This is a genomic window from Bifidobacterium sp. B4142 (genome assembly GCF_026537325.1).
Classification (GTDB): Bacteria; Actinomycetota; Actinomycetes; order Actinomycetales; family Bifidobacteriaceae; genus Bombiscardovia.
The window spans coordinates 73,722-98,212 of record NZ_JAFNMJ010000001.1; the positions used below are offsets into that span (position 1 = coordinate 73,722).

At 61.5% G+C, this 24,491-nt stretch carries 20 protein-coding genes; 12 read left to right on the plus strand and 8 right to left on the minus strand.

Annotated elements, in window-relative coordinates; genetic code table 11:
- Nucleotides 1-20: 20 nt before the first annotated feature.
- Both J3U06_RS00295 and J3U06_RS00300 read left to right on the plus strand, forming a co-directional pair.
- Nucleotides 21-1,286, plus strand: coding sequence for an ammonium transporter (locus tag J3U06_RS00295; protein WP_267431016.1), 1,266 nt, complete (start codon nt 21-23; stop codon nt 1,284-1,286).
- Nucleotides 1,287-1,303: 17 nt separating this feature from the next.
- Entirely contained in the window at nt 1,304-1,642 is a 339-nt protein-coding gene (locus tag J3U06_RS00300; protein WP_024626993.1) for a P-II family nitrogen regulator, read from the plus strand.
- A gap of 92 nt (nt 1,643-1,734) precedes the next feature.
- Here J3U06_RS00300 and J3U06_RS00305 read toward each other — a convergent pair whose 3' ends face one another.
- Nucleotides 1,735-3,126: an MATE family efflux transporter gene (locus tag J3U06_RS00305; RefSeq protein WP_416378922.1), complete on the minus strand. Its 1,392-nt coding sequence runs from the start codon at nt 3,124-3,126 to the stop codon at nt 1,735-1,737.
- A 416-nt stretch (nt 3,127-3,542) separates the two neighbouring features.
- Between J3U06_RS00305 and dnaB the strand changes: the two genes are divergently transcribed.
- The 5 genes from dnaB to J3U06_RS00330 all read left to right on the plus strand — a co-directional run bounded on the left by dnaB (nt 3,543) and on the right by J3U06_RS00330 (nt 9,441).
- On the plus strand, nt 3,543-4,883 hold the full coding sequence (gene dnaB, locus J3U06_RS00310; protein WP_198177608.1) for a replicative DNA helicase: 1,341 nt from the start codon (nt 3,543-3,545) through the stop codon (nt 4,881-4,883).
- Between the two features lie 2 nt (nt 4,884-4,885).
- The gene (locus J3U06_RS00315; protein ID WP_267443986.1) at nt 4,886-6,277 is read left to right on the plus strand and encodes a Mur ligase family protein; all 1,392 of its coding nucleotides are present in this window, start codon (nt 4,886-4,888) and stop codon (nt 6,275-6,277) included.
- A 26-nt stretch (nt 6,278-6,303) separates the two neighbouring features.
- Nucleotides 6,304-7,104: a type 1 glutamine amidotransferase gene (locus J3U06_RS00320; protein ID WP_267399215.1), complete on the plus strand. Its 801-nt coding sequence runs from the start codon at nt 6,304-6,306 to the stop codon at nt 7,102-7,104.
- Nucleotides 7,105-7,306: 202 nt separating this feature from the next.
- The gene (locus tag J3U06_RS00325) at nt 7,307-7,639 is read left to right on the plus strand and encodes a phasin family protein (RefSeq protein WP_267399216.1); all 333 of its coding nucleotides are present in this window, start codon (nt 7,307-7,309) and stop codon (nt 7,637-7,639) included.
- A gap of 92 nt (nt 7,640-7,731) precedes the next feature.
- Nucleotides 7,732-9,441: an ABC1 kinase family protein gene (locus tag J3U06_RS00330; protein ID WP_267443987.1), complete on the plus strand. Its 1,710-nt coding sequence runs from the start codon at nt 7,732-7,734 to the stop codon at nt 9,439-9,441.
- A gap of 50 nt (nt 9,442-9,491) precedes the next feature.
- Here the strand turns inward: J3U06_RS00330 and J3U06_RS00335 are convergent, their stop codons facing one another.
- Entirely contained in the window at nt 9,492-10,295 is an 804-nt protein-coding gene (locus J3U06_RS00335) for an aldo/keto reductase (RefSeq protein ID WP_267444432.1), read from the minus strand.
- A gap of 530 nt (nt 10,296-10,825) precedes the next feature.
- Between J3U06_RS00335 and J3U06_RS00340 the strand changes: the two genes are divergently transcribed.
- Entirely contained in the window at nt 10,826-11,611 is a 786-nt protein-coding gene (locus J3U06_RS00340) for a glycerophosphodiester phosphodiesterase family protein (RefSeq protein ID WP_267443988.1), read from the plus strand.
- Here J3U06_RS00340 and J3U06_RS00345 read toward each other — a convergent pair.
- From J3U06_RS00345 to J3U06_RS00370, 6 genes are all read right to left on the minus strand, one after another.
- Entirely contained in the window at nt 11,580-13,556 is a 1,977-nt protein-coding gene (locus tag J3U06_RS00345; protein WP_267443989.1) for an ABC transporter permease, read from the minus strand. The two genes, J3U06_RS00340 and J3U06_RS00345, sit on opposite strands and share 32 nt — an antisense overlap.
- 401 nt (nt 13,557-13,957) lie before the next feature.
- The gene (locus tag J3U06_RS00350) at nt 13,958-15,355 is read right to left on the minus strand and encodes a hypothetical protein (RefSeq protein ID WP_267443990.1); all 1,398 of its coding nucleotides are present in this window, start codon (nt 15,353-15,355) and stop codon (nt 13,958-13,960) included.
- Nucleotides 15,356-15,513: 158 nt separating this feature from the next.
- The gene (gene upp / locus J3U06_RS00355) at nt 15,514-16,152 is read right to left on the minus strand and encodes a uracil phosphoribosyltransferase (protein ID WP_267443991.1); all 639 of its coding nucleotides are present in this window, start codon (nt 16,150-16,152) and stop codon (nt 15,514-15,516) included.
- A 248-nt stretch (nt 16,153-16,400) separates the two neighbouring features.
- Nucleotides 16,401-17,096, minus strand: a complete 696-nt coding sequence (locus J3U06_RS00360) for a thymidine phosphorylase (RefSeq protein ID WP_267444433.1) — start codon at nt 17,094-17,096, stop codon at nt 16,401-16,403.
- Between the two features lie 13 nt (nt 17,097-17,109).
- Entirely contained in the window at nt 17,110-18,189 is a 1,080-nt protein-coding gene (locus tag J3U06_RS00365; protein WP_267443992.1) for an NUDIX hydrolase, read from the minus strand.
- A 61-nt stretch (nt 18,190-18,250) separates the two neighbouring features.
- Nucleotides 18,251-20,497, minus strand: coding sequence for an RNA degradosome polyphosphate kinase (locus J3U06_RS00370; RefSeq protein ID WP_267431025.1), 2,247 nt, complete (start codon nt 20,495-20,497; stop codon nt 18,251-18,253).
- A 673-nt stretch (nt 20,498-21,170) separates the two neighbouring features.
- Between J3U06_RS00370 and J3U06_RS00375 the strand changes: the two genes are divergently transcribed.
- From J3U06_RS00375 to J3U06_RS00390, 4 genes are read left to right on the plus strand one after another with little or no spacing between them, the layout of a single operon-like run.
- Nucleotides 21,171-22,130 carry a hypothetical protein gene (locus J3U06_RS00375; protein WP_267431026.1) on the plus strand — a complete coding sequence of 320 codons (960 nt, stop codon included), beginning with the start codon at nt 21,171-21,173 and terminating at the stop codon, nt 22,128-22,130.
- A complete protein-coding gene (locus tag J3U06_RS00380; RefSeq protein ID WP_267399225.1) occupies nt 22,127-23,215 on the plus strand; it encodes a CpaF family protein in 1,089 nt (362 codons plus the stop codon). The genes J3U06_RS00375 and J3U06_RS00380 overlap by 4 nt, the downstream gene beginning before the upstream one ends.
- A 12-nt stretch (nt 23,216-23,227) precedes the next feature.
- Nucleotides 23,228-23,890, plus strand: coding sequence for a hypothetical protein (locus tag J3U06_RS00385; RefSeq protein WP_267399226.1), 663 nt, complete (start codon nt 23,228-23,230; stop codon nt 23,888-23,890).
- Nucleotides 23,881-24,423: a pilus assembly protein gene (locus J3U06_RS00390; protein WP_267399227.1), complete on the plus strand. Its 543-nt coding sequence runs from the start codon at nt 23,881-23,883 to the stop codon at nt 24,421-24,423. Before J3U06_RS00385 ends, J3U06_RS00390 begins: the two co-directional genes overlap by 10 nt.
- The last annotated feature ends 68 nt before the right edge of the window (nt 24,424-24,491 follow it).

Consider the following 24,491-nt stretch of genomic DNA (forward strand, 5'->3'; position numbering starts at 1 on the left):
GGGAAAAGAGAGGTGTAGGCATGGATTCTGGAAATGCTGCCTGGATGCTGGTAGCGGCATCCATGGTTTTCCTGATGACTCCAGCGGTGGCTTTCTTCTATGGGGGTATGGTCCGAGCCAAGGCTGTGCTCAACATGATGATGATGTCCACGCTGGCCATTGCCGTGACGGGCGTTATTTGGGCCTTCTGGGGCTGGTCGATTTCCTTTGCAGGTAAGGATATTGGTGGCATCTTCGGCGACCCAGTCACCGGCTTCCTGCTCAAGGATACGGTCACGGCCAAGGATGGGGTCTTCACCTCGCTTGATTCCGCAAACGCTGCCTACCCGCACACGGTGGACATCGCCTTCCAGGCCGCCTTCGCCATGATCTGCGTGGCCCTGATCTCGGGAGCCCTGGCAGAGCGAGTCAGAATCAGCACCTGGATGATCTTCGTTGCCCTTTGGGTCACCCTGGATTACGCGCCCATGGCCCACATGGTCTGGAATCACGGACTGTTGGCTGCCGATGGACCCATCTCCAACGCCATCGGGGCCCAGGCGCACGACTTTGCGGGCGGTACGGTCATCCACATCAATGCGGCAATAGCAGCCTTGGTCATTGTGCTCATCATCGGCAGGCGTATCGGCTTCCCCAAGGAGTCCATACGCCCCCACAACGTGCCTATGGTCATGCTGGGCGCCTTCCTGCTCTGGTTTGGATGGTTCGGTTTCAATGCCGGATCCGCCTTCGCCGCCAATGGCACGGCTGGATATGCCTGGGTCTCCACGACCATGGCCGCCAGCGCTGCCACCCTAGGCTGGCTCTTTACTGAACGGATCCGTACCGGGCATTACACCGCCATGGGTGCTGCATCCGGCATGGTTGCCGGCCTGGTGGCCATCACTCCAGCGGCCGACGTGGTTTCCCCGCTCTGGGCCATGGTCATCGGCCTCCTGGCTGGTTTCGTCTGCTGCCTGGCCTGCGGGCTCAAGTTCCGTTTCGCCTATGACGACTCCTTGGATGTGGTAGGCATCCACGGTGTGGGTGGTTTATTGGGCACGCTGCTGATAGGCTTCTTTGGTACCGGCACGGGCTTCCTGGCCGGCGGCAATTTCCGGCAGCTGCTGGTTCAGTTCCTGGTGGCGCTGATTGCGATCATCTACGCAGCTGTAGTAACCGGTGTGATCGCCTTTGCACTGGAGAAGACCATTGGTTGGCGAGTCAGCAAGGATCAGGAGGTCATCGGCGTCGATCAGAGCGATCAGGGTGAGAGCGCCTACGACTTCGGGTCCATTCTGAACTGATCAGAAAGGAAGGCAGCATGAAACTCATTACCGCCATCGTTCAGCCCGGGCGGCTGGATCAGATTAAGCAGGCCCTCAACGAGGTCGGCGTGCACGGCATGACCGTCTCGTCAGCCCAGGGCTATGGTCGGCAGGGCGGCCATAAGGAGGTCTACCGGGGCAGTACTGTCAAGGTGGACCTGGTTCCCAAGGTGCGCCTGGAGGTGCTGACCGAGGATCGCCGTGTTGACGAGCTGGTCGACACCATCGTCCAGGCTGCCGCCACCAACACCGTGGGCGACGGCAAGGTCTGGGTGCAGACCCTGGACTCGGTGGTCAGGGTCCGTACCGGGGAGACCGGCGTCGACGCCATCTGAGGCCGTCACCTACTGACCAGTTTCGGCAGGATCCCGTCGCTGTGACCGATTTCATGGTCCGGCAGTCGGGGTCCTGCTTTTTCTATGTCTTTTCAGGCTTGGCTGGCTTGGTCGATTGTTCCCATCCAGACATCGGTGCGCGTTCTCAGGCCATTGCAGATGGCTCTGACGCCGATGAAGAGGACATTGAGCACGGCCCAGAGCATGGCTATCCGCCAGGTGGGTGTCCAGTTCACGGCCAGAGCAGTCATGCCCAGCAGGCCGATCACGTAGATCACAGCCGTCAGGGAGCAGGTGGCCGCCAGGTAGCGATAGTCCCCAGCCCCGACCAGGATCCCGTCCAGTGCCCACATCCATCCGGCGACGGGCATGAAGACCCCCTGGACGATCATGCCCACGGTGATCAGCGATCTGATGGCCGGCGTTGGGCTGAATAGGGGAGCGGCGAAGAGGCCCAAGGCAATCATGACCAGTCCGACCAGCACTCCCATGGCCATGCCGGCCTTGGCTGACAGATCAGTCATGACCCTTGCCCGTGATCGCTGTCCGGCGCCCAGCTCGGTGGCTACCAGTGATTGACCGGCGATGCCCACGGCATCCAGCATGTTCAGTCCGAAGTTCCAGGCCGAATTGACCCCCTGGTAGGCGGCCAGCACCTGCTCGCCCAGGTGAGCCGCAGCCACCACGGTCATAAAGAGGCAGACCCGCAGGGCCAGGGTCCGCAGGAAGAGTGGGAAGCCGTCGCCCATGCTGGCCGCCATGCCTGAGAGCCGGGGCCGCAGTTGGGCGCCTTCACGACGGGCCCAAACCAGGGCGGGAATGGTCAGGAAGAGCCCCATGGCCCACTCGGCGATCAGGGTGGCCAGGCCCGAGCCCAGAATGTCCATGTGCAGGCCGAAGACCAGAAGGATCTCCAGGGCGGTGTTGAGTATGGCGCCCGACACGGCGGCCACCAGGGTGATCTTTACCTGCTGCAACCCGCGGAAGATGCCGTTGGCCGCGTAGACCAGGAGCATGGCCGGGAGGCCGAAGACCAGAGCGTTCAGATAGGTCTGCGCTGCCTGCAGGACCGGCCCGCGGGCTCCCATCAGGCTGCAGATGGGCCGACTCAAAGCCAGGAGAACGGCACAGACGACCAGGCCGATGACGAAGGCCAGCCACATGCCGTCCACACCGGCCTGCATCCCCTCCCTGCGGCGGCCGGCGCCCATGAGTCGGGCCACCTGGGAGGTGGTTCCGTAGGCCAGGAAGATGCACAGGCCCACGGTGGTCAGCACCACGGTGGATCCGACGGAGAGTCCGGCCAGGGCCGAGTCGCTGATGTGGCCCACGATGGCGGTGTCGATCATGACGAAGAGCGGGGAGGCGATCAGTTGGCCGAAGGTGGGTATGGCCAGTCCAGCGATGGTCCGGTAGGTCGCCCGCCGTTCTTCCGGCGTGATTGGTCCGGTCTTGGTTTCGGTGATGTTCCTCTGGCTACGCATGGACGTCATGCTAATGCTCTGGACTGAAGACACAACCCCTGGAAGTCAGTCCGTGGACGCCTTGCCGGTAGATGCCGTATCACCAAATAGACCCGAGTGCAAGCTGGATTGATGATGTGGAAGACTGTCCCCAAGTTTTACACAGAGTTATACCCATGAGGTGGATAAGTTGCGCACATGTCCTCTAGGACACGCCTTGAATGTGGATAACTTATTTTTCTATGCACATGCAGAGGCGACTCTGTGCTGCACCGGAGAGCTCGGTACTTCCTGGTGAATGCCTTGGGTGAAATCCTCCTCTGAGGGCTGTTAAGGACGGTCTTCTTCGTAGAATCGTGGCTATGGCTTCCGACGACTACACCGACTACACCCATCCCGAACAGCATCCCACCGATCATGCCCAGACCGGCCGTGACATGCTCTTCGACCGGGTGCCCCCGCATGACGACGATGCGGAGATGGCCGTCTTGGGCGGCATGCTCATGAGCAAGGATGCCATCGGCGAGGTCAGCCAGATGATTGACATATCCGACTTCTACCAGCCCAAGCACCAGACCATCTACGAGGCCATCGTCACCCTCTTTTCGGCCTCCCAGCCGGTGGATGCGGTCCTGGTGGCCAACGAGCTGCTCAAGTCCGGCGACTTGGAGAAGGTGGGGGGCACTGACTATCTGCACTCCTTGGTGGCCTCGGTCCCGACAGCCGCCAACGCCACCTACTATGCGGAAATTGTCCACCAGCGGGCCATTTTGCGCAATGTGATCGCGGCCGGCACCAAGATCGCCCAACTGGGCTACTCTGCTGAGGGCTCCCAGGCCGAGGACATCGTCAACCTGGCTCAGGCCGAAGTCTACGAGATGAGCGTGGGCAGGGTCCGACAGGATTACGAGGCCATCGGTCCGGTCGTCCATGACACCCTGGACCAGTTGGACAAACTGCAGAACGGCGACATGGAGCGGGGCGTGCCCACCGGCTTCAAGAGCATCGACGACGTGACCCAGGGCCTGCAGCCCGGGCAGATGATCGTGGTGGCCGGCCGCCCCGCCATGGGCAAGTCCACCCTGGGCATCGACTTCGCCCGCGCTGCGGCCCTCCACAACAACATGACCACGGTGGTCTTCTCCCTGGAGATGAGCAAGACCGAGCTGGCCCAGCGCATCATCTCGGCCGAGACCGACATCCCCCTGGTGGCCCTGCGTCGGGCGGACGACATCACCCCCGAACGCTGGAACACCCTGAACACCTTCTGGAGCAGACTCCAGGATGCCCCGCTCTTCCTGGATGATTCGCCCAACATGAGCCTGATGGAGATCCGCGCCAAGTGCCGTCGGCTCAAGCAGACCAACGACCTGAAACTGGTGGTCATCGACTACCTGCAGCTGATGACCTCGGGCAAGCGGGTCGAGTCCCGCCAGCAGGAGGTCTCCGACTTCTCGCGCGCCCTGAAGCTGCTGGCCAAGGAGCTGGAGGTGCCGGTGGTGGCGCTGAGCCAGCTCAACCGCGGCCCTGAGATGCGCAACGACAAAAAGCCCATGCTCTCCGACCTGCGCGAGTCGGGATCCATCGAGCAGGATGCCGATGTGGTCTTTCTGGTCCACCGGCCGGACTTCTACGACAAGGAGGACCGCCCGGGGGAGGCCGATATCATCCTGGCCAAGCACCGCAACGGCCCCACTGACACCTTCAAGCTGGCCTTCCTGGGCGAGAAGTCCAAGTTCAAGGACATGCCCCAGGACTACCAGCAGGGAGGGGTCTGATCATGCGTTCAACGGCTTCCAAGACGCAGCCTGCCGATCAGCCGGGTCGTTCTTCCCGACGCTGGCGTTCGCTCCTGGCCCTTCTGGTTGGCAAGGCTGTGCGCCTCGTTTCGCGTCTGTCCCATCACGGCGGTTCGGCGCTGCCTGGCAAGGTGGTCGAGCGGATTGACCCGGGCTTCCTGGCCAGGACCTTGTCGGAGCTGCCCCGTGGTGTGGTCCTGGTCTCGGGGACCAACGGCAAGACCACCACCACCAGGATGGTGGCCTCCATGCTGGAATCCCTGGGTCTCAAAGTCTTCACCAACCCGACCGGGTCCAACTTCACCCGCGGCGTGGTCTCGGCCTTGGTTTCTGCACTGGGGCTGTCCGGCCGGCTGCATGCTGATATTGCCGTTCTGGAGCTGGACGAAGCCTATGCGGTTCACTTTGTGCGACAGGTCAAGCCCCGCTACGCCCTCCTGCTCAATGTCATGCGTGATCAGCTGGACCGGTTTGGGGAAATCGATACTACTGCCCGGCTGCTGGGTCAGGTGGCTCAGGCCACCACGGGCACGGTGGTCCTCAACCGTGAGGATCCGCGCATCGCTAGGTTGGCCGCTCAGACACCGGCCCAGACCGGCGTGGCCTACTTCGGTCTGTCAGACGATCTGCTGACCTATTTCCCCACTGATGACGACATGCATGCCTCGGATCGGGAGTCTGACGGTGCCGGTGCGGACAATGTTTCCCGTTCGTTCCGTCCCGGCCATCGGTTGCCGGCCGAGGCGACCCTGGAGCGAGTCATGGAACACAGGGCCGCCTTCCGCCTGGATGGTCGGCTTCTGGAGACCGATTTGCGTCTGGAGGGCGTCTACAACTTCTACAATGCGGCCGCTGCTCTGGCGTTGGTGAGGGTCGTGCTGGAAGACATGGAGCCTGATGATGCAGCGCTCATGGATGCCCTGTCCAAGGTGACGCCCGCCTTCGGGCGTGGAGAGGTCATCACCTACCAGGGCGCGCCGGTCGAGCTGGTCCTGGTCAAAAATCCCATGGGCTTCCGTCTGGCCCTGTCCTCCTTCAACCCTGTCGGTCAGGACACCATGATCGGCATCCGTGACGAGTATGCGGACGGGCGTGACATGAGCTGGCTCTGGGATGTGGACTTCACCTCGCTCAGAGATACCGGCGTGGCCATGGTTTCCGGCACCCGGGCCTATGACATGGCCCTGCGCCTGGCCTATGACCAAGTGCCCACTGAGGCAATCGAGACCGACTTGGATCGGGCGCTGACAGCCTTCCTCAAGGCGCACCCAGGGCGTCCTAAGCGGATCTACTGCACTTACACGTCTATGCTCCGGCTTCGGTCCGCCCTCGGCAGGATCACGAGTGTGGACGATGCCGGGGTGGGCGCATGAGCGAGAGAATCAAAAGGAGCGCAGGAATGCCGCAGACACAGGATAAGGCCGAGGCTGCGGGAAACCGTCCGCCGCTGCGGATTCTTTCCCTCTACCACCGTGATATGAACATCTATGGGGATTCAGGGAACATACTCAGCGTGATCCGCAGGGCTGAGCTGTACGGGTTCCGTCCCTTGGTCCGATATTACGATCCCGGCGATGCGTGGCCGGAGGGAATCGATATGATTCTGGGCGGCGGAGGCCAGGACCATGGCCAGGAACGGATTATCGACGACCTGCATAAGCGGAGCAGGCTGCTGCGTGATCTGGCCGACCAGGATGTGCCCATGCTGATGATCTGCGGGCTCTATCAGCTTTTCGGCCACTATTTTGAGACCTCCGAGCATGAGCGTCTGGAGGGGGTCGGCATCCTTGACGCGCACACCGTTGCCCAGCCCGATCGGATGATCGGCAACCTGGTGGAGCAGGCACAGGACTTCGGCAGGGTGGTCGGCTACGAGAATCACTCGGGTCTGACCTATCTGGGGAAGGGGACCCAGCCCCTGGGCACGGTGGCCGAAGACGGCCGCGGCAACAATGGCAAGGACCACACCGAGGGAGCCCGATGGAAGAAGATCATCGGCACCTACATGCATGGGTCATTGCTGCCTAAGAACCCGGCCATCACGGACTTCCTTATCAAGGGAGCAGCAGAAAGACGGTATGGTAAGGGTACCCTCGCCCAGATGCAGGCGGCCATGGACCAGAAGAGCCGGAGCGAGCTGGAGCGTCTGGACTCTTTGGCAGATCAGGCCAGCCGCATCGCTGCGTCAAGGCCCCGATGAGAGGAAGCCTGTTCCGGCGAGCTCTTGATCGAGGGATGGCAGTCAGCGCCAGTGAAAGGGCCCGGACCGTCCGTCTTGTCATAGTGTCGAGCCGGATCGGTCAAGGATATTCGTCTAGACTGTAGAAAGAGACGGCCGTTCGTCTCTCAGCGGTCAACAGGGCCCGGTACATCGAGGGCTTATGAATACTTGGAGGCATATCATGTCGGATTTGCATATAGGTGATGGATTGCACAAGGTGCTTCTGGCTGGCATCGGAGCGCTGGCCACAGGGGTGGAGAAGAGCCAGGAGGTCGTCGACAGCCTGGTCAAGAAGGGCGAGCTGACGGTCGAGCAGGGGAGGATTCTCAATACCGAGCTCAAACGCAACAGGCAGAACCGTCCTGCTCCGGCTCCAGCCGCTGGCGCGCCCAGGCCAGCAACTCATGTTGCCCCCTTCCGTCCTGACCAGGAGCCGCAGGCGCCAATTCCGGATCGCCGGCCCGGGTCCATCCCCATCACCTCCAATGATCCCATCGCGGGCCAGCAGGGCTGAAGGCAGCCAATCGCTGTCGGCGTCGGTCATCTGCACCGGGAGGTCCCGTGCCGGTCGGCCATGTGGGCAAAGGATGCGGGTGAGCAGTGAGCATGGATGCCATGAATGGACATGATGCCCAGGTGCAGACCATTGGCCTCTTCGGGGTTGGAACGGGAGCGCACCAAGGGGCGGCAGGAAGGATCCGGCACAGGCGTGGCAGGGTCCGCCGATTGGCGGAGATGATTCGCATCGCCAACCGGTTCGACATCATCCACGGTCTGACCCCGGTCACCATGCGTCGCATGTTCGAGGCGCTTGGGCCCACTTTCGTCAAGGTGGGCCAGATTCTCTCCATGCGTTCTGAGATCCTGCCGGAGGCCTTCTGTCGTGAGCTTTCCAAGTTGCGCGCTGATGCGGATCCCATTCCCTATTCTGTGGTGACCAGCACCCTTGCCGCCGAGTATGGCCGTCCACTCGACCAGATCTTCTCCTCGATAGACTCTGTTCCTCTTGGCTCGGCCTCTCTTGCGCAGGTGCATCGGGCGCGCCTGGTGAGCGGGGAGGACGTGGCCGTCAAGGTCCAGCGCCCGGGAATTCAAGAGACCATGGCCCAGGACATCGACATTCTGCGTAGCATGGTCAGGTGGGCCTCGCGGTTCGTCCGCAGCAGCCAGGTGGTGGACCTGCGCGGGGTGGTCGAAGAGCTCTGGGAGACCTTCCAGTCCGAGGTCGACTTCCAGCAGGAGGCTGCGAATCTGGCGGAGTTCAAGGATTTCTGCAACTCCTATGCCTATATCGACTGTCCGAAGCCCTATCCCGGGCTCTGCACCAGGCATGTGGTGGTGATGGAGTACATCGACGGGATATCCCTTTCACGGCCCGCGCAACTGGTAGCCCAGGGCTATGACCTGAGGGAGATCGGCACCAAGCTTGTCGACAACTATGCCAGCCAGATCATGGACCGGGGCTTCTTTCACGCTGATCCGCACCCTGGCAACATCATCATCCGCGATGGCTGTATTGTGCTTATCGACTTGGGGATGGTCGGCCGCCTGGACAAGGTGACCAAAGCGGCCTTGAAGGACATGATTTTCGCAGTAGGGCGCGAGGATTCACCGGCCCTGGCCCAGGGCCTGCTCCGCTTCGCCGGCACCGGAGAGGCCAGGGCCGAGGACTACCCCTATCTGCTGGCCGATCTGGATGCTGTCGTCCAGCGGTTCGGCAAGCTGGACCTGGCCGATCTTGATATCGCCGAATACGTCAATGCCGTCATGAAGCTGGCCGCCCGGCATGGCATCAAGGTGCCAGGGTCGGTCACCATGGTGGCGCGGTGCCTGGTCACCCTTGAAGGACTCCTGGATGAGTTCCTGCCCGAGGCCAATATCGTGCAGATCATAGCCGACCATGTCGCCTGCAGCCAGGGCGCAGGGTCAAGGCTCAAGGAAGAGACCCGGAAGCTGGGCGCCCAGGGCGATCTGGCCCTGCACGGCCTTCTGGGTGCCTTGGCCGAGTCTCAGACTGCAGCCAGGATGCTGACCCGGGGCCAGCTTCGGGCCAACGTGCAGCTGGTGGGGTCCGAGGAGCCCCTGCAGCAGCTGTCCGACATGGTCAACAGACTGACCATGGCCCTCATTGTCGTCGGCCTCTATGTGGGCTCTTCAATCGTCTACTTCGCCCGCATCAAACCAGTGGTCTTCGGCATTCCGGTGGTCAGTATGCTGGGATACGTGGTGGCTTTCATCCTTTCGGTCTGGATAGTCCTGGACATCCTGATCAAGCATCGGGCCCTCAATCGTCGGCGACACAACGGTGAAGCCTAGACTGAGAGCCCGCCCATCCTGCACAGATACAGATACTGTCTGATGCTGAATCAGTTGGCGAAGTCCTCCACGGTCTCGGGGGATTCGTGGTTCATGAAGGCGGATTTGCCGGTATCCATGGCCTGCAGCCGGTCCATCTCCTGGTCGCTGAGCCGGAAGTCCCAGATGTCAAGGTTCTCGCGCATGCGCTCGCGGTGGGTGGTCTTAGGAATAACGATGACCCCGTCCTGAACCAGGAAGCGCAGGGCCACCTGGGCCGCGGTCCGGCCGTGTGCCTGCCCGATCTCGGTGAGGGTCGGGTTGGTGAACATACCCTGGCGTCCCTCGGCGAAGGGTCCCCAGGATTCGATCCGGGTGCCGTACTTGTCCATGTAGGCACGTTCCTGGGGGCGTTGGTGGAAGACATGGGTCTCCAGCTGGTTGACAGCCGGGACGATTCTGTTGAACTTGACCAGGTCCACATAGCGGTCGGCATAGAAGTTCGAGACGCCGATGGCCCGCAGGAGACCTTGGTCATAGAGGTCCTCAAGGGCATGCCAGGCTGCGTAGTAGTCGTTGAAGGGCTGGTGGAGGAGGACCAGGTCCAGGTGGTCCGTGCCCAGCTTCTTCATGGACTCCTCGACCGAGACCTTGGTCTTGTCGTATCCGTAGTTGGTGATCCAGACCTTGGTGGTCAGAAAGACCTGGTCGCGGTCGAGGCCGCTCTGGGCCAGGGCATCTCCAACGGCCTGCTCGTTTCCATAGGCCTGGGCCGTGTCGATGGCCCGATACCCTGCCTCCAAGGCATCCATGACGGAACGCCGGCACTCGTCGTGGTCGGCGATCTGGTAGACACCGAAGCCCTCCATGGGCATGAGGACACCGTTGTTGAGCGTGACGGTCGGGATTGATATGGATTGAGTCTCGTGCAAGGTCAGGCCTCTTCTCTGATACCGGTGGGGCGGAGCGGATGATGGAACCGCTTTGCCCTTTTAGTCCACCATATGCCTGTGAAGCCACTCGAAGTCAAATTGACGACCCCGGTTTTACATTCCGGTGATGCTAGCGTGGATGGTGACATACCTGACGGCGGGAGGCGATGATGAGGTCCAAGGGACATTCGATTGGCAAGGTCGCCCTGGGTTTGAGTCTCGGGGCGCTGGGGGCATGGTGCTGGGCCCTGGCACCGGGGCTTTCGGTGGTCGCGGGCAGGAGACGGCCGACGAGCCTCTCCTGCCGTCCATATGCCCATAGGGGATTGCACGATGCCGGGTCTGGTATGGATTCGGACGAGCCCGGCCCAGCGCGGACGGCGTATCTGAACCGGGTCCATGAGTGTCTGCAGGTCGAATCAGCAAGATCGGCTGGCAGGCATGCATCGTCGGGGAGGCCGGAGGAGGTCGCCATGGCAGTGGCTCCGGAGAACTCCTTGTCTGCCTTCGAGGCCGCATGTGAAACCGGCTATGGCATCGAGTTGGACGTCCACCTCAGCCGCGACGGCCAGGTGGTGGTCATCCATGACGGGGACCTAAAACGGGTGGCGGGTGTCAATTGTGCCGTGGCGGACCTGACCTATGCGCAATTGCGGCAGATTCCCCTCTACCCTAGGGAAAACGCGACGGATGGCCCCGATGACAGGGGCCCGATGCATGCCGATCATGTCGGAGGTCGAGGCGGGCAGACAGTAGATGGGGAGGTAGGGAATCCTGAAGCCCCGCACGTACCCCTTCTGTCCGAAGTGCTTGCGCTGGTGGATGGCCGGGCGCCCCTGATCGTCGAGATCAAGATGGATGGCGGATTGGACAGGGAGCTTATGAGCAAGACTGATGCCCTCCTTTCCGCTTATCGCGGGGACTATGTCATCGAATCCTTCAATGTCCTGGCGCTTGCCTGGTATCGGGCCCACCGGCCCGAGGTGGTCCGAGGGCAGTTGGTGGCTCCATACCACGGTCGGGTGGACTCCTTCGATTCGGCCCTGCGGTGGATTGCCGGCTCCCTCCTCTTCAATTGGCTGGGCCGGCCGGACTTCGTGGCCTGCGAGTGGCATGGCGGCCACTCTGTGCCCATGCGCCTCTACCGATTCCTTGGCGGGGTCCCAATCGCCTGGACTATCCGTTCCGAACAGGCCCAGGAGACCGCCGACCCGGATTTCGACGGCATCATCTTCGAGTCCTATCTGCCCAGGAACTGAACCAGCCGTAGAGACCGGAGACCAGGGCGGCCAGGACCATCGCGCACAGAGCCATGATGAGGAAGTAATCGTATGGCAGAGGCACCATGTCCATGTCGACCTGCTTCGACAAGGCCCTGAAGATGATTGCCAGCACACCCACCATGGCCAGGGCCGAAAGAAGGGTGGCCGAAAGGGTGTCAATCACCGATTCCCAGGCGGAGGCGCGGACCAATGTTCCGCGTAAAACACCAGCGGCATGCATCCTGCGATTTTCCTGACGGCGCTCGCTGACGGCGATGGCGCAGGATTGGACCAGGAAGATGGATGTGAGGATGACGGCTCCACCCACCATCTTGGGCAGGGCCCGTTGCACCTCCTGGGACCTGCCTATGTCATACCTGATGTGCTCTTTCCTGGTGCGCGCCTTGATGTCCTTATGATCCCATGAACCGTTGAGCCGACTGGCCAGGTCGTCCGTCTGGACTCCCGGGGCGGCCTTGACCAGGGTGGTCAGCCCCCTGGGGTCGGGTGCCAGATCAATCAGGCCGGTATCCGTACTCAGGTATTGCTCCGTCTGCCCTGTGGGGGTCATGTCAACTACGGCGGTGATGGTTACTGTGTGGCGTCGGTTGTTCTTGTCGACCAGGTCCAGCTTGTGCCCCAAGGGGTCCTGCTTGTTGTGGTACAAGGACCAATTCGGGGTGACGGCAATCCTGCCCGGACCCAGGTCGTCAGCGGATCCCTTGACGAAGTTGGGGCTGAGTTTGTCGGTGGCATTGCCAGCCTTGTTGATGTGCATGGTCGTGATGGCGGGAAGGTTGTCCGTTGTCTCCTCATCATCGGCCGCGCTGGTTCTGTCTTCTTCCACCCTCCAGACATCCTTGCTGTAGGTGACGGCGGATTCGATGTCCGATGAAGACTGAAGTCGCCGGTCCAGGTCCCCTGTCCGTTCGCTTCCTGCACTGATCACGACATCGGCCGCGACCGGCTTGTATCGGTCGATGGCTGAGTTGGCCCAGCTCGTTCTGGCCATGCTCAGCATGCCGGTCATGATGACCAGCATCAGGATGACGGGCAGGGCTATTGCAGTGGAGCTGCGGCTTTCCTTGTACGCTCTTTGCCTGGCCAGGAGACCGGAACCGTGGGAGATGAGCTGAAAGGGAATGCCTATCAGATTGTTGCAGGCAGACACCAGGACGGGGGCCAGAGCGCCGACGGCGACAAGCATGCAGCCGGTGGCAGCCAGAATCTGACTCTCCACATCCATGCTGTGGAAGTTGTGGAAGACCAGGACCAGGCCGCCGACCAGGCCTGCCAGGGCGGTCACCAGGCGCAAGGGACCGATTGGCTTGGCTCCCGCCCGGTGCTCCGAGGCCTGCATGGCCTCGATGGGAGATATGGATGTGATCCTCCTGGCGGCGAACCAGGCCCCTATCAGGCAGGCCAGAAGGATGCCGCCGAAGGAGATGAGGGCCCCCTCGGGATGGGGCCGGGCAGTCATGCTCAGCTGTTCGAGACCCGAGTTGATGAGGGACTTGGCGAAGAAGGGAACCAGGGAGCAGCCTGCCGCGCTGCCGATCAGGTCGGCCAGGCCCAAAGGAATGATGAACTCCAGCAGACAGATCAGTCGCACCAGCCTGGGAGAGGCTCCGGAAAGACGCATCATGGCATACTCGCGCCGGCGACGTTCAATCAGGAATCCTACGGAGGTGATGACCAGGAAGATCGAGATGAACCCACAGACACAAGCGGCCATGATGGACAGCTGTTTGGCAGCTTCCTGTGCGCTCTGTGCCATTGTGCGGTCGAAGACGCTCAGGGTCTGCATGTCCGGCATCCCGTCGCCCATCCGCGCGGCCAAGGCGACCTGGACCCAGGCGCTGGTCAGCGCAGATGAGGCAATGACCGCCAGGACCATGACCGTGTAAGAGGCTCGATGCTCATGGAGGAGGGATGAGACCAAAGAAAGCAGATCAGGCCTCCTGACGGTTCCGGTTCTGGTTCCGGCATTTGGGTATGGTGCCCTGCTCGTCCTCGTCGTCTGCATAGTCGGAGTCCCTCCATCCGATTCCCATGAGTCCGTCTCATCGGGGGTATCCCGATTGTTCGGATACCACCATTCGAGCACAGGAAGGACTGCCCCTCAGGGTGTTTTCGGGGTCGAATCAGTGATGAATCAGGGTGCCTGATTACATCGGGAAATACGGCATGGAGATGCCGGGCATGTTCGGATGGGAGAAAATCCGCCAGCTGAGACCGTTCGCGGGTTGGCTCTTGGAAGACTGGGACTCTGGGTCGCTCGGACGGTACATGGTAACAAATCGGAGGGGAACTGGGATGATATTCGCGCTATCCAGAGGCCGGCTATTGGGGATCCTGATTGTGCTCATCTGGGTGGAAGAGGTGGGTTATTCTTTTTTTCAGATTGGCGTTATGCAGAATTTCCGATGACTGGCGGGAGGCCGAATCGGCTATCCTGCCACCGAGCTCCTTGGCCTGGTTCAGGGCCTGGTCACCAAGGTCGCGGGCATTGTCCACACCTCCCTTGGTCCGGTCAAGGGCCCGGCCACTCAGATCCCAAGCGGTGCCTACGCCTTTCAGGGTCTTTCCGAGAACCTGCCCGCCGATGTCGCGTGCGGTATCGATGCCCTCCCTGCTTGTTTCCATGATCTGGGACGTGGTATCACGGGCTGCATCCAGCCAGGGTCGGGAGGTGAGGGGGTCGCTGCTCCGGTCCAGTCCGATGCCCTGGCCGAATTCCGCCATGTCCTGCTTGATCAGGTTGCAGTAATCAACTATTCGTGGCGACTGTTGGGGATGGAGCAGAACCTCTTTGTTGGCTTTTTCCGCTGTCTGATCAAGTTGCTTGAGTAGATGGTCGGCATTCTCTGAAATGACACGGACACGGTGTTCACGCGCGGTCTTCACCGCCTGGCGGTGTTGGTCGAGTTCATCGGGTTCCACCTGGGCAACCCGGTCCAGTTCCAGGATCGTGCTGGCATCCTGCAGTTGGAGTGATCTGGCCAGGACGGCCAGCCACTCATTGATCTGATCCCGGTAATTCCCCATGTCGGTGCCCAGGTCATGGACCCCTGATCCATCACCTATCTTCTCGGTGATGACATTGATTTGGCGGATTGCGTAAGCCTGAGTCTGGGCGATGGCCAACGACGTGGCCTGCACCTTGTCCCAGGTGGTCTGTGAAACGTGCCCGATCTGGTTGCGCGCGGCCAGGGCATCTTCGATGACCAGGTTGACCCCGACCATGTTGGTCAGGACCGTGTCCCGCTGGGCGCGCAGGATGTCATCCACATGCTTGTCGATTCTCCGCAGGTACTCTACCATGGCCTGCATGGTCTGTTGAAGCTCATACTGGGTTATAAGGGCACCGATGTTGGTCAGCATGACCGGAGAAAGGGCGGATTCCCAACCGTCCAGGAACCGCTGCCCACCCTGGGCCTCCTCGCCATCCTTCACCAGGACCGTGCCTGCGGACAGGCCCGTGCGCTGGTCCCGGTGCAGGTCATATTGGCTGAGGGCTTTGGGGGCCTTCCCGTCTTGCCTGACCCATTTGCCGGATAAAGCCCTATCGCCAAGGACCTGAGCGACCATTCCCGATAGGTACCCTCGGTCGGTATGGGGATTGATGGGCTCGGCCAACGATTGCAGATGGTGCGACTGCAGGAACCCGTCGATGGCTTCGAGGTCCCCCAGTATTGCCATGCTGTCGCCGTCGTCGATGACCTGTATTGATTCAACCATGATCGGCCTCTCCCCGGGCAATCGTGACTATTCGACCCCCAGGGGAAGCCTATCATCGCAAGTCGGGAAAAAGGGGAGATTGAACGGCGTTCTGTCTACTTATAAAAAACGGTGGGGATCGTCAATGCATGACGATCCCCACCGAAGAAAGAACAGAATCAGTCAATGACGCCGTAAAGACGATCGCCGGCATCGCCTAGGCCGGGTACAATGTAGGCGTGCTCGTTCAGCTTCTGATCGACTGCGCAGACCACCACCTTGAGGTTGATTGAGGGGTCCATCTCCTCCTTGAGGCGGTTCAGGCCCTCGGGAGCGGCCAGAATGTTGATGGAGGTCACGTCCTTGGCGCCGCGCTCGGCCAAGTATTTGGTGGCGGCGATCAGGGTTCCACCGGTGGCCAGCATGGGATCCAGCAGGAAGCACTGACGGCCGGAGAGGTCCTCCGGCAGGCGGTTGGCGTAGGTGATGATGTCCAGGGTGTTCTCGTCGCGCTTGAGACCAAGGAATCCGACCTCGGCCGTGGGCAGCAGCCGGGTCATGCCGTCAAGCATGCCCAGTCCGGCGCGCAGGATGGGAACCACCATGGGGCGCGGGGAGCAGAGTTTCTTGCCCACCATGGGAGCGACCGGGGTCTCGATGGGACGATCCTCGATGTCCAGATTGCGGGTGGCCTCGTAAGCCTCAAGCATGACCAGTTCGCTGATCAGCTCGCGGAAGGTGTTGGAAGGAGTGTTCTTGTCCCGCAGTACGGTCAGCTTATGCTCGATCAACGGGTGTTCCAGTACGTGAAGTTCCATACCTCTCAGCGTAGCTCAGCGGGTCGGCTTCCGGTAGCGACCGGCAAGCCATGCTGTTTTCGATTCGGGAATGGAAATGAAAACGCCGAACCATGTAAGCGCCTGTCGGCGCAAACGCCGCTCGCAGCGGCAACAAACGGAGCCCGGGGCTTAGCCATGGTCCGACGCAGTCCCCATTGTAGGGCATGCCGGGGTCTGATCTGCGCTCGCGACGCGCTTACGCTTCCGGCTTGAAAGGGTGGGGGGTTCTACTCCAGCCGTCCTCGCCGCCAGAGCGAGGCGCCCTGCATGAAGTCACGGGCCGTCTGATTAAGGGAGTTGACGGTGCGCTGTGCTGCGTCCACCTCCTTGGCCTCCTGACCGTCCAGCTGCCGGCTCTGGGCATCCCGGATGGTGGTCTTGATGCCGCGGGCGATCACGTCGCAGAAGGCTCCGGCCCGTTCCAGGGCTATGGCGAAGTCGCCGGTAAAGGCTCCGGAGAGGATGGAGTCGGCGGTTCGGATGATGTCGTCGGCCTCTGGGGCTTGGTCGACGCCGGCTATGGCTGATGCAGCGGTGTCGGTGGGTTCGCCCAGCCGCCACAGCCGACTGATTCCATCGGCGTCCTTACGCATCCAGCTGCGAAGCATGTAGAGCCGCCAAAGAATGCCGGGCAGGGAGTCGGGGTCGCTGTCGCTCCAGAGCTCAGCCACGACATCCACGCCCTCGCGGTCCACAAGGGTCAGAACCCGTTCTACGATGACGGGGTCGGCGCTGTGGTGGACCCGGTCCAGCAGGGAAGCGGCCGAAACGTGGCTCATCTCGCTGATCTGCTGCGGGTCCATGCCTCCGGAGAGCTGGTCGGCGATGGCCGGATCCAGCTGGCCCGGGCGTGAGGGTCGGGATGCTCCGGTGCCGGACGCCACGAATCCCGTACGGGAAGAGCGGATTGAGGATGAGCCGATTCTGGAGTTGCTGTCAGTAGACAATGGGAGTCACCTTCTGTATGTCGATGATGGTCGGATGATTGGGGTCGCCGGTCAGACTGAGAACGACGGCGTTGCCGGTGGGCATGAAGGGGGAGTCGTCAGGCAGCCGTTTGGACAGTGATCCGCTGGAGCACAGCCCGCGTAGCTTTTCGAAGATGCCGCCCAGGACCGGGCGATGCATGCAGATCATTGTGGTTCGGTTTCCTGTCAGCAGGTCGGCCATCTGCCTGTCCAACCAGCTGTGGGCCTGTTGGGGGCGGCGGTGGTAGGAGGACTCCGTCAGGCAGGCCACCATCTCCATGGGCAGGCCTACCTCGTCGGCGTAGGGTCGCAACGTCTGCACACAGCGGATCCAGGGGGAGGACAGGAGGTGGTCGGGCGCGAAGCAGGCCAGCTCCCGAGCCAGGGCGTAGGAGGTGCCGGCGCCCCTGGGGGTCAGAGGACGATTCGCGTCCTTGCCTGTCCACTCCTTGCGTGCCACTGCCTTGCCGTGGCGGACGATGATCAACTGACGAGCCCGGATGCCGCCCTGCTCCACCCTGTCCACGAAGGCATCCAGTATGGTTCTGTCGCTGGGGTGGGTCAATAGTTTGCGGGCTTCGGAGGCTCCGACCCATCGTATCTGGTCGACTTCCCTGGAATCAGGCCGGTGGATGGGTCCCAGCAGTGCGCTCTGACCGGCGGCGTGTTCCGAGTCGGTCAGCGTGGCCATCCAGTAACAGATATGTTTGAGCCTGCCGCCCTTGCCGCCCCGGCGTCGGCCCTCGTTGTTCAGGGGATATTCGGCATCTCCCAGGTATGGCCCCAGCCGGACAAGACAGCCTGTCTCCTCGCCGACCTCGCGCACGGCCGCACGCATGTGGGTCTCACGATTCTCCAGCTTGCCCTTGGGCCAGCTCCAGTCGTCGTACTTGGGACGATGGACCAGACAGAGCTCCAGCTCATCGAGGTCGGAGCGTGGGCTGGCTCCCGAGGCCGCCCGGCCGTCGTCGCTGAATTTCATCCATCCCTGGAAGCTTGTGCGCCACCGGTAGAGGATGGCTCCGGCTGCCTCGACCGTCCTGCTCATGGCCGGGTGCCATCCCAATCGTCTGCCTTGGCGGCGGCCATGCTGGCCTGGAGGCGTATCATCATCGCCTGGCCCTGGGGGTTCGTGTGTGACGGTCGATCAGGTACTCCTGCGAGTCGACCAAAGGCTTGCCCTGGTCATCGCGGCTGTGGCGCACGTAGGTGCCGTCGGGCTGCATGTGCCAGGAGCTGGTGGTGTCGGCCATCTGCAGATCCACATAGTCGATCAATCCCTGCACCTGCTCGGGCGCAGTGATGCGGACCAGCGCCTCCACGCGGCGGTCCAGGTTACGGTGCATCAGATCGGCAGAACCTATCCAGACCTCAGGTCCGGCTAGGGGACCCTCGCCGATCTGAGGGCCTTGGGAGTTAGCGAAGGCGAAGATGCGGCTGTGCTCCAGGAATCGTCCCAGGATGGAGTGGACTCGGATATTCTCGCTCAGTCCGGGCACACCTGGTTTCAGGGAGCAGATGCCGCGCTCCACGATGTCGATGCGGACCCCCGCCTGGCTGGCCCGATAGAGGGCGTCGATGATCTTTTCGTCCACCAGGGAGTTGACCTTGATCCGTATCCACGCAGGCTTGCCGTTCAGGGCGGTTTCTTCCTCACGGGCGATCCGCTGCAGCAGCCCGGAGCGGACCGTGCGCGGGGCTACCAGCAGGCGGTGGAAGGAGGACTTGGGCGCATAACCCGACAGCTGATTGAAGAGCCGAGTCAGATCCTGTCCCACCACCGGGTCGCAGGTGAGCAGACCCAGGTCGGTGTATTGGCGGGCGGTCTTGGGGTTGTAGTTGCCGGTGCCTACGTGGCAATAGCGACGCAGGCCGTCCTGCTCCTGACGGACTACCAGGGAGAGCTTGCAGTGGGTCTTCAGCCCCACGATCCCGTAGACCACATGGACGCCGGCCCGTTCCAGCTGACGAGCCCAGGCGATGTTGGCCTCCTCGTCGAACCGGGCCTTGATCTCGACCAGGGCCAGGACCTGCTTGCCGGCGTGTGCGGCATCCACCAGGGCATTGATGATGGGCGAGTTGCCCGAGGTCCGGTAAAGGGTCTGCTTGATGGCCAGCACTCGCGGATCGGCCGCCGCCTGTTCCAGAAAGGCCTGAACCGAAGTAGAGAAGGAGTCATAGGGGTGGTGAAGGAGGATGTCATGCTCGCGGATGGCGGCGAAGATGTCCTGGGCTTGGCTGGATTCCACCTCGGCTATCTGTCGGTTGGTGGTGGGAATGAAGGGGCGAAACTTGAGGTCGGCCCGGTCGATGGACTGCAGCTCGAACAGGACCGTGCAGTCCAAGGGGGCAGGCAGCCGATAGACCTCCTCCTGGTTGACCCGGAGCTTGCTGGCCAGCAGCTGGGAGAGGAAGGGAGAGGCGGAGTCGGAAATCTCCAGGCGGATGGGCGGTCCGAATCGCCGCTGCAGCAACTCCTTCTCCATGGCATTGAGCAGGTTCTCTGCGTCGTCCTCTTCTACGTCAATGTCTTCGTTGCGGGTGACGCGGAAGGAGCGGGCCTCTTTGATGATCATGCCCGGGAAGAGGTATTCCAAGTGGGCGATGATCAGGTTCTCCATGGTGATGAACCCGTAGCGCTCCTCCCGGCCCTCTTCGTCGGTCAGATCGTCCACAGGAACCAGACGGGAGAGGTTGTCGGGAATCTTGACGCGGGCGAAGTGGGTCTTGCCTGAGGTCGGGTTCTCCACCAGGACCGCCAGATTCAGGGAGTTGCCTGAGATGTAGGGGAAGGGGTGGGCCGGGTCGACGGCCAGCGGGGTCAGGACCGGAAAGACCTGGTTGCGGAAGAACTTGGTGAGCCGTTCCTGCTCTTGGCTGCTCAGCTGTGGCCAGCTCAGCAGGATGATGCTTTCGGCGGCCAGATCCGGCAGGATGTGGTCGATGACATAGTGGGCATGCTCGTCCTGGAGCTTATGCGCTTGTTCGGAGATGGCCCTCAGTTGCTGACGGGGACTCATCCCGCTGGCGGCCGTCACAGCGATGCCAGTGTCCACGCGACGCTTCAGACCTGCCACGCGGACCATGAAGAACTCATCGAGGTTGCTGGCAAAGATGGCGGCGAAGTTGGCGCGTTCCAACAGGGGCACGCTCTCGTCTTCGGCCAGTTCCAGCACGCGTTTGTTGAACTTGAGCCAGCTCAGTTCCCGGTCAAAAAAGCGATCCTCAGGCAAGGGCGAGACCGTGTGATCCGAGTGCTTGGATACGTGCCGTGCCTGGCCGTCGGTCTCGGCAATATGCTCCGCGATCTGGCTGCGTAGCAAAGCCTTGGAGGGTGCGTCAAATTTCTGAACCATACCATAGCACTTTATTCGCAGGTGCCGTCCTCTGCAATCGTTGATAACGCTTGTGGATAAATAGGAACGGCCCCCCGCAGGAGGCCGTTCCCACAAGGTCGGTCCAGATGGAATCTCTGCACAACATCATCGTTGCAACGGTCAAGTCTTATACACACGTTCAACGTATCGGTCCTAGTGGCCATACACTTTGTGGGCTTCCGTATTCTCGAACCGTCCTTGTATATGCCATTATGCCAGTTTTCAGGCAGCTGGCAAGCATGCCTGGCAGTTGGGGCGAAGAAAGTGGTCTGCTTGGTCTTTTGTGCGATTGCGTGCATTACGGCAGGCTGAATACGCCAAGTTTGGAGGAATCTGTTGCTTCCGTGTGATCATCTGAGGCCTTTCATGGATATGGGCTCAAAAATACTGCAGTTTCAGGCGTGTCGTAATCTCGATGAATTCGTGCACAGTGAGGACGAAGCGATGTGGAGGCATAGGGTCATTCGACCACATAAGCCCGAGGGGCTGGTGCCGACGCCAGGAGGCGGATGTACTGGTTGCCATGACAGCAATGAGCATAGGCAGACCGCCGATGATGGTAAAGGGCGGCATGAAAGGGCGAGAGCCTGACTGGGCCCCGCATTCTTTAAATTCAGTTGGGTTGCCTACTGAACACCGACCAGGGAGAGTGATGGGCGCGGTCCGACAGTTTGATTTTCCAGGATCCTCAGGATCGGATCGCCTGCAAGACGAAGATGCCGTTCGGTTCAAGCAACCCATCCTGTCCGATCGGCGGATTGCGGGCAAAGATGCTGAATATGAGTCCGCCGTGACCGGTTTGGTCTTTCTCTCGGCCTCGGGAGGAATCGGGCTGACAACCATGACGGCTCTGATGGCCAAACAGCTTCGGGACATGGCCTTGTCATGCGCTCTGGTGGATCTGGACCTGGATGGCGGAGGGATGGATGTTCTGGTCGGCATCGAGGGGGCGCCTGGCATGCGGCTTGGGCGAATCCACGCGCCCCTAGGTCGTGTGGATCCTCAGGCACTCCGTGAAGAACTGCCGATCTGGGATGGCATCCCGCTGCTCAGCAATGATCCTTGGAGTGCTCCGCCACAGGGCTGGTGGGACCTGGATGCGGCAGTCAGTGCAATGGCTGGATTTGCTGATCTCTTGCTGATTGATGCCGGTCGGGGCCAGGGTCTGGGTAATCTGCGCTCGCTGAAAGGGTTGCCTTCGCTGTTGATGGTGGACATGACCGTGCTGGGCCTTGCACGGGCGAAGGCGCTTCTCCACGTTCTGAACGGCCGAAGAAGTGCTGGTGATCGCGTCCAAGACAGTCCATTGATTTCATGTAGACCCCCCATGGCTCTGATTGGCATGATGCCTACACAGCACCGGATCAGTCATGGCGTCGACCCGGAACAGGCGGAGGATTTTCTGGGCCGATCGGTGGACGTGGTTCTTAAGCCGCAACAGAAACTGTCGACATCCGTTCTGGATGGACGTGGCCTGGAACGGGTGCCGCGTGCCTACGCGCGGGCCCTTCATCCTTTGGCCGAGCGGATCGCAGGGATGATCGTCGTCGGGGAAAGAACAGGAGAACGGATCTCTTCACGCGAATCGGTTCGGTCTGGAGCTGTCGAATGATCATAGGAAGTGGGGAAAGCAATGAAGATCCATTCCCTGACGACGATTCCGATCAGCCGCCCACTTTCGGGTATTTGGACGGGCTGACGAACGATCCTGCGGTGACCGACATCACAGTGACCGGTCAGGGCAATGTCTGGATCGACCGAGGCGCGGGCATGGAGGAGGTTCTGCTTCGACCTGGATTTGCAGGCCCTCGAGCTGTGAGGGACTTTGCCGTGCAGCTATGCGCTCAGCTGGGACGTCGCCTGGACGATGCCCGGCCTATGGCTGATGCTTCCAGCAGGGAGGGGATCAGAGTCCACGCCGTGCTGGCCCCACTCGTTCCCGAGGGTGCCGCCATTTCCATCAGATTGCCCAACAGACACCCGCCAGGTCTGGAAGAGCTGGCGGCTGCTGGGCTGTGTCCCGCCAGCTGGCTCTTCATCCTTCGGGCGCTGGTGGTCAATCGGGCCAGCATTCTGGTAACCGGAGGCACGGGTGCCGGCAAGACCACATTCCTACGAGCCCTGCTTGGCATGTGCCCGCAGGAGCAACGGCTGGTCGTCGTGGAGGAGGTCCGTGAGCTTGGACGTATCGCCGGCCACAGGAATATGGTTTCCCTGGCTGTCAGAGAGTCCAACGTTGAAGGGGCGGGGGGTGTGGGGCTGGTCGATTTGGTCAAGGCCACACTGCGCATGCGGCCCGATCGGATCATCCTGGGCGAGTGTCGGGGTGAGGAGATAGCTGATCTGCTGCGTGCTTTCAATTCCGGTCATCGGGGTGGCATGGCAACGCTGCATGCTGACAACGTGGAACGCGTCCCTGCCAGGCTGGCGACTCTGGGGTTGTTGGCGGGGTTGCAGCCGAGGGCCCTGGCTGCTCTGGCGCAGGGGGCGTTCGATGCTGTTATCCATCTGGAACGTTCCGGCGGCCACAGACATATCGCTCAAATTGGTCGACTGACAACTGCAGCCGATGGCCGGCTTCTTGGGGAGGCCGTCTGTTCCTGGACGGGTCGAGGGGTCGCTACATATGGAACGGCTTGGTCGAAGTTCGCCAGGCGGTGGGGCATTGTGACCAGCGCCCAGGCGAGCGTTCCGTAGTTGAGGTGGATTATGAATGATGAGACTGCGGCCTGGCTGGCTGCAATGATGACGGCTATTGCCTGTATGGTCTTGCTTGCGCCTAGCGGCAGCGCAGCCGCACGACTGAAGGCCATGTCAGTCAGGCCCTCGAGGCAGTCGGATCGGCCCGGCCTGGCGGTGCTGGTCACTTCCCTGCTGGCCTATGTCGACAATGGAGGCGGTCTGGTAGAGGCTTTCGAGGAGGCATCCGGGCGGCGGTTCGCCACCCAGGAGGTCACGTGGGAACGTGTCATGGTCATGTTGGAGAACCGATGCTTGCCTCAGGAACGGGGGCCGACTTTGACAATTATGGCTCAGGCTCTGATGGCCTGCTATGGGCTCAGCGCCATCCTGGGCTGTCGGGCTTCTGATGGGCTGCGGACCGTGGCAGCTATGCAGAGGCGGCGGGCGGCTCTGGATGAGGCCCGAGAAAAAGCCTTTGCTGTGCCCAGGGCCACGATCCGCCTCTTGTCGACCTTGCCGGTGTTGACCATCATCATGGGGGAGTTCATGGGTGCGCGACCGTTGTCCTTCCTATGTCGCCCAGGCTTGGGAACTATATGCCTGATACTTGGGATGGCCTTCTATGTTCTCGGTCTGGTTTGGATAGATCTGCTGATGAACGATTTGGGCAGGGAGGATCTATGGATCTGAAACCACTGATTGCCGCTCTGTCGACCATACTGGCCTTGCTGTTGGTGGAATCCGACGGCCCGGGTGATCGATTAGCCGATGAGCAGGTCTCCACGCCATCCTTGAGCCTGGTATTGGCCTTGTTGGGAGTCGCTGTTCGCCAGGGGGCCTCCCTGCCCAGGGCCCTGGGTGTGGTTGGCGGGCTGCTGCCAGGCCCTTATGGGCTTCGGATGGTTCGCGTGGCTCACCTGCTCGGACGTGGCAACGGATGGGATCTGTCCTGGTCGGGAGCGATCGGGGATCCTGATTATGGGCAGTCCATGCGAGTCCTGGCTGACTGTCTGGAGCCGTCCTGGCGTTTGGGATCATCACCTCTGACGCGGATCGAGACGACTTTGCGCCAGTTGGATCACCATGCACGCAGCGTGCTGGCCCGGGCCACGGCGACGATAACCGTCAGGCTGCTGGTGCCAACCGGGCTGTGCATTCTGCCGGCCTTCGTGCTGATCGGAGTCATCCCCTGCATTGCGGCCTTCGTGGGCGGGATGTCCTGAGGGCATGGAGTCCATGCTGACACAGTTGTCCACAGGTTGCCGATGCAGGTCCACTCGTCCACATGCAT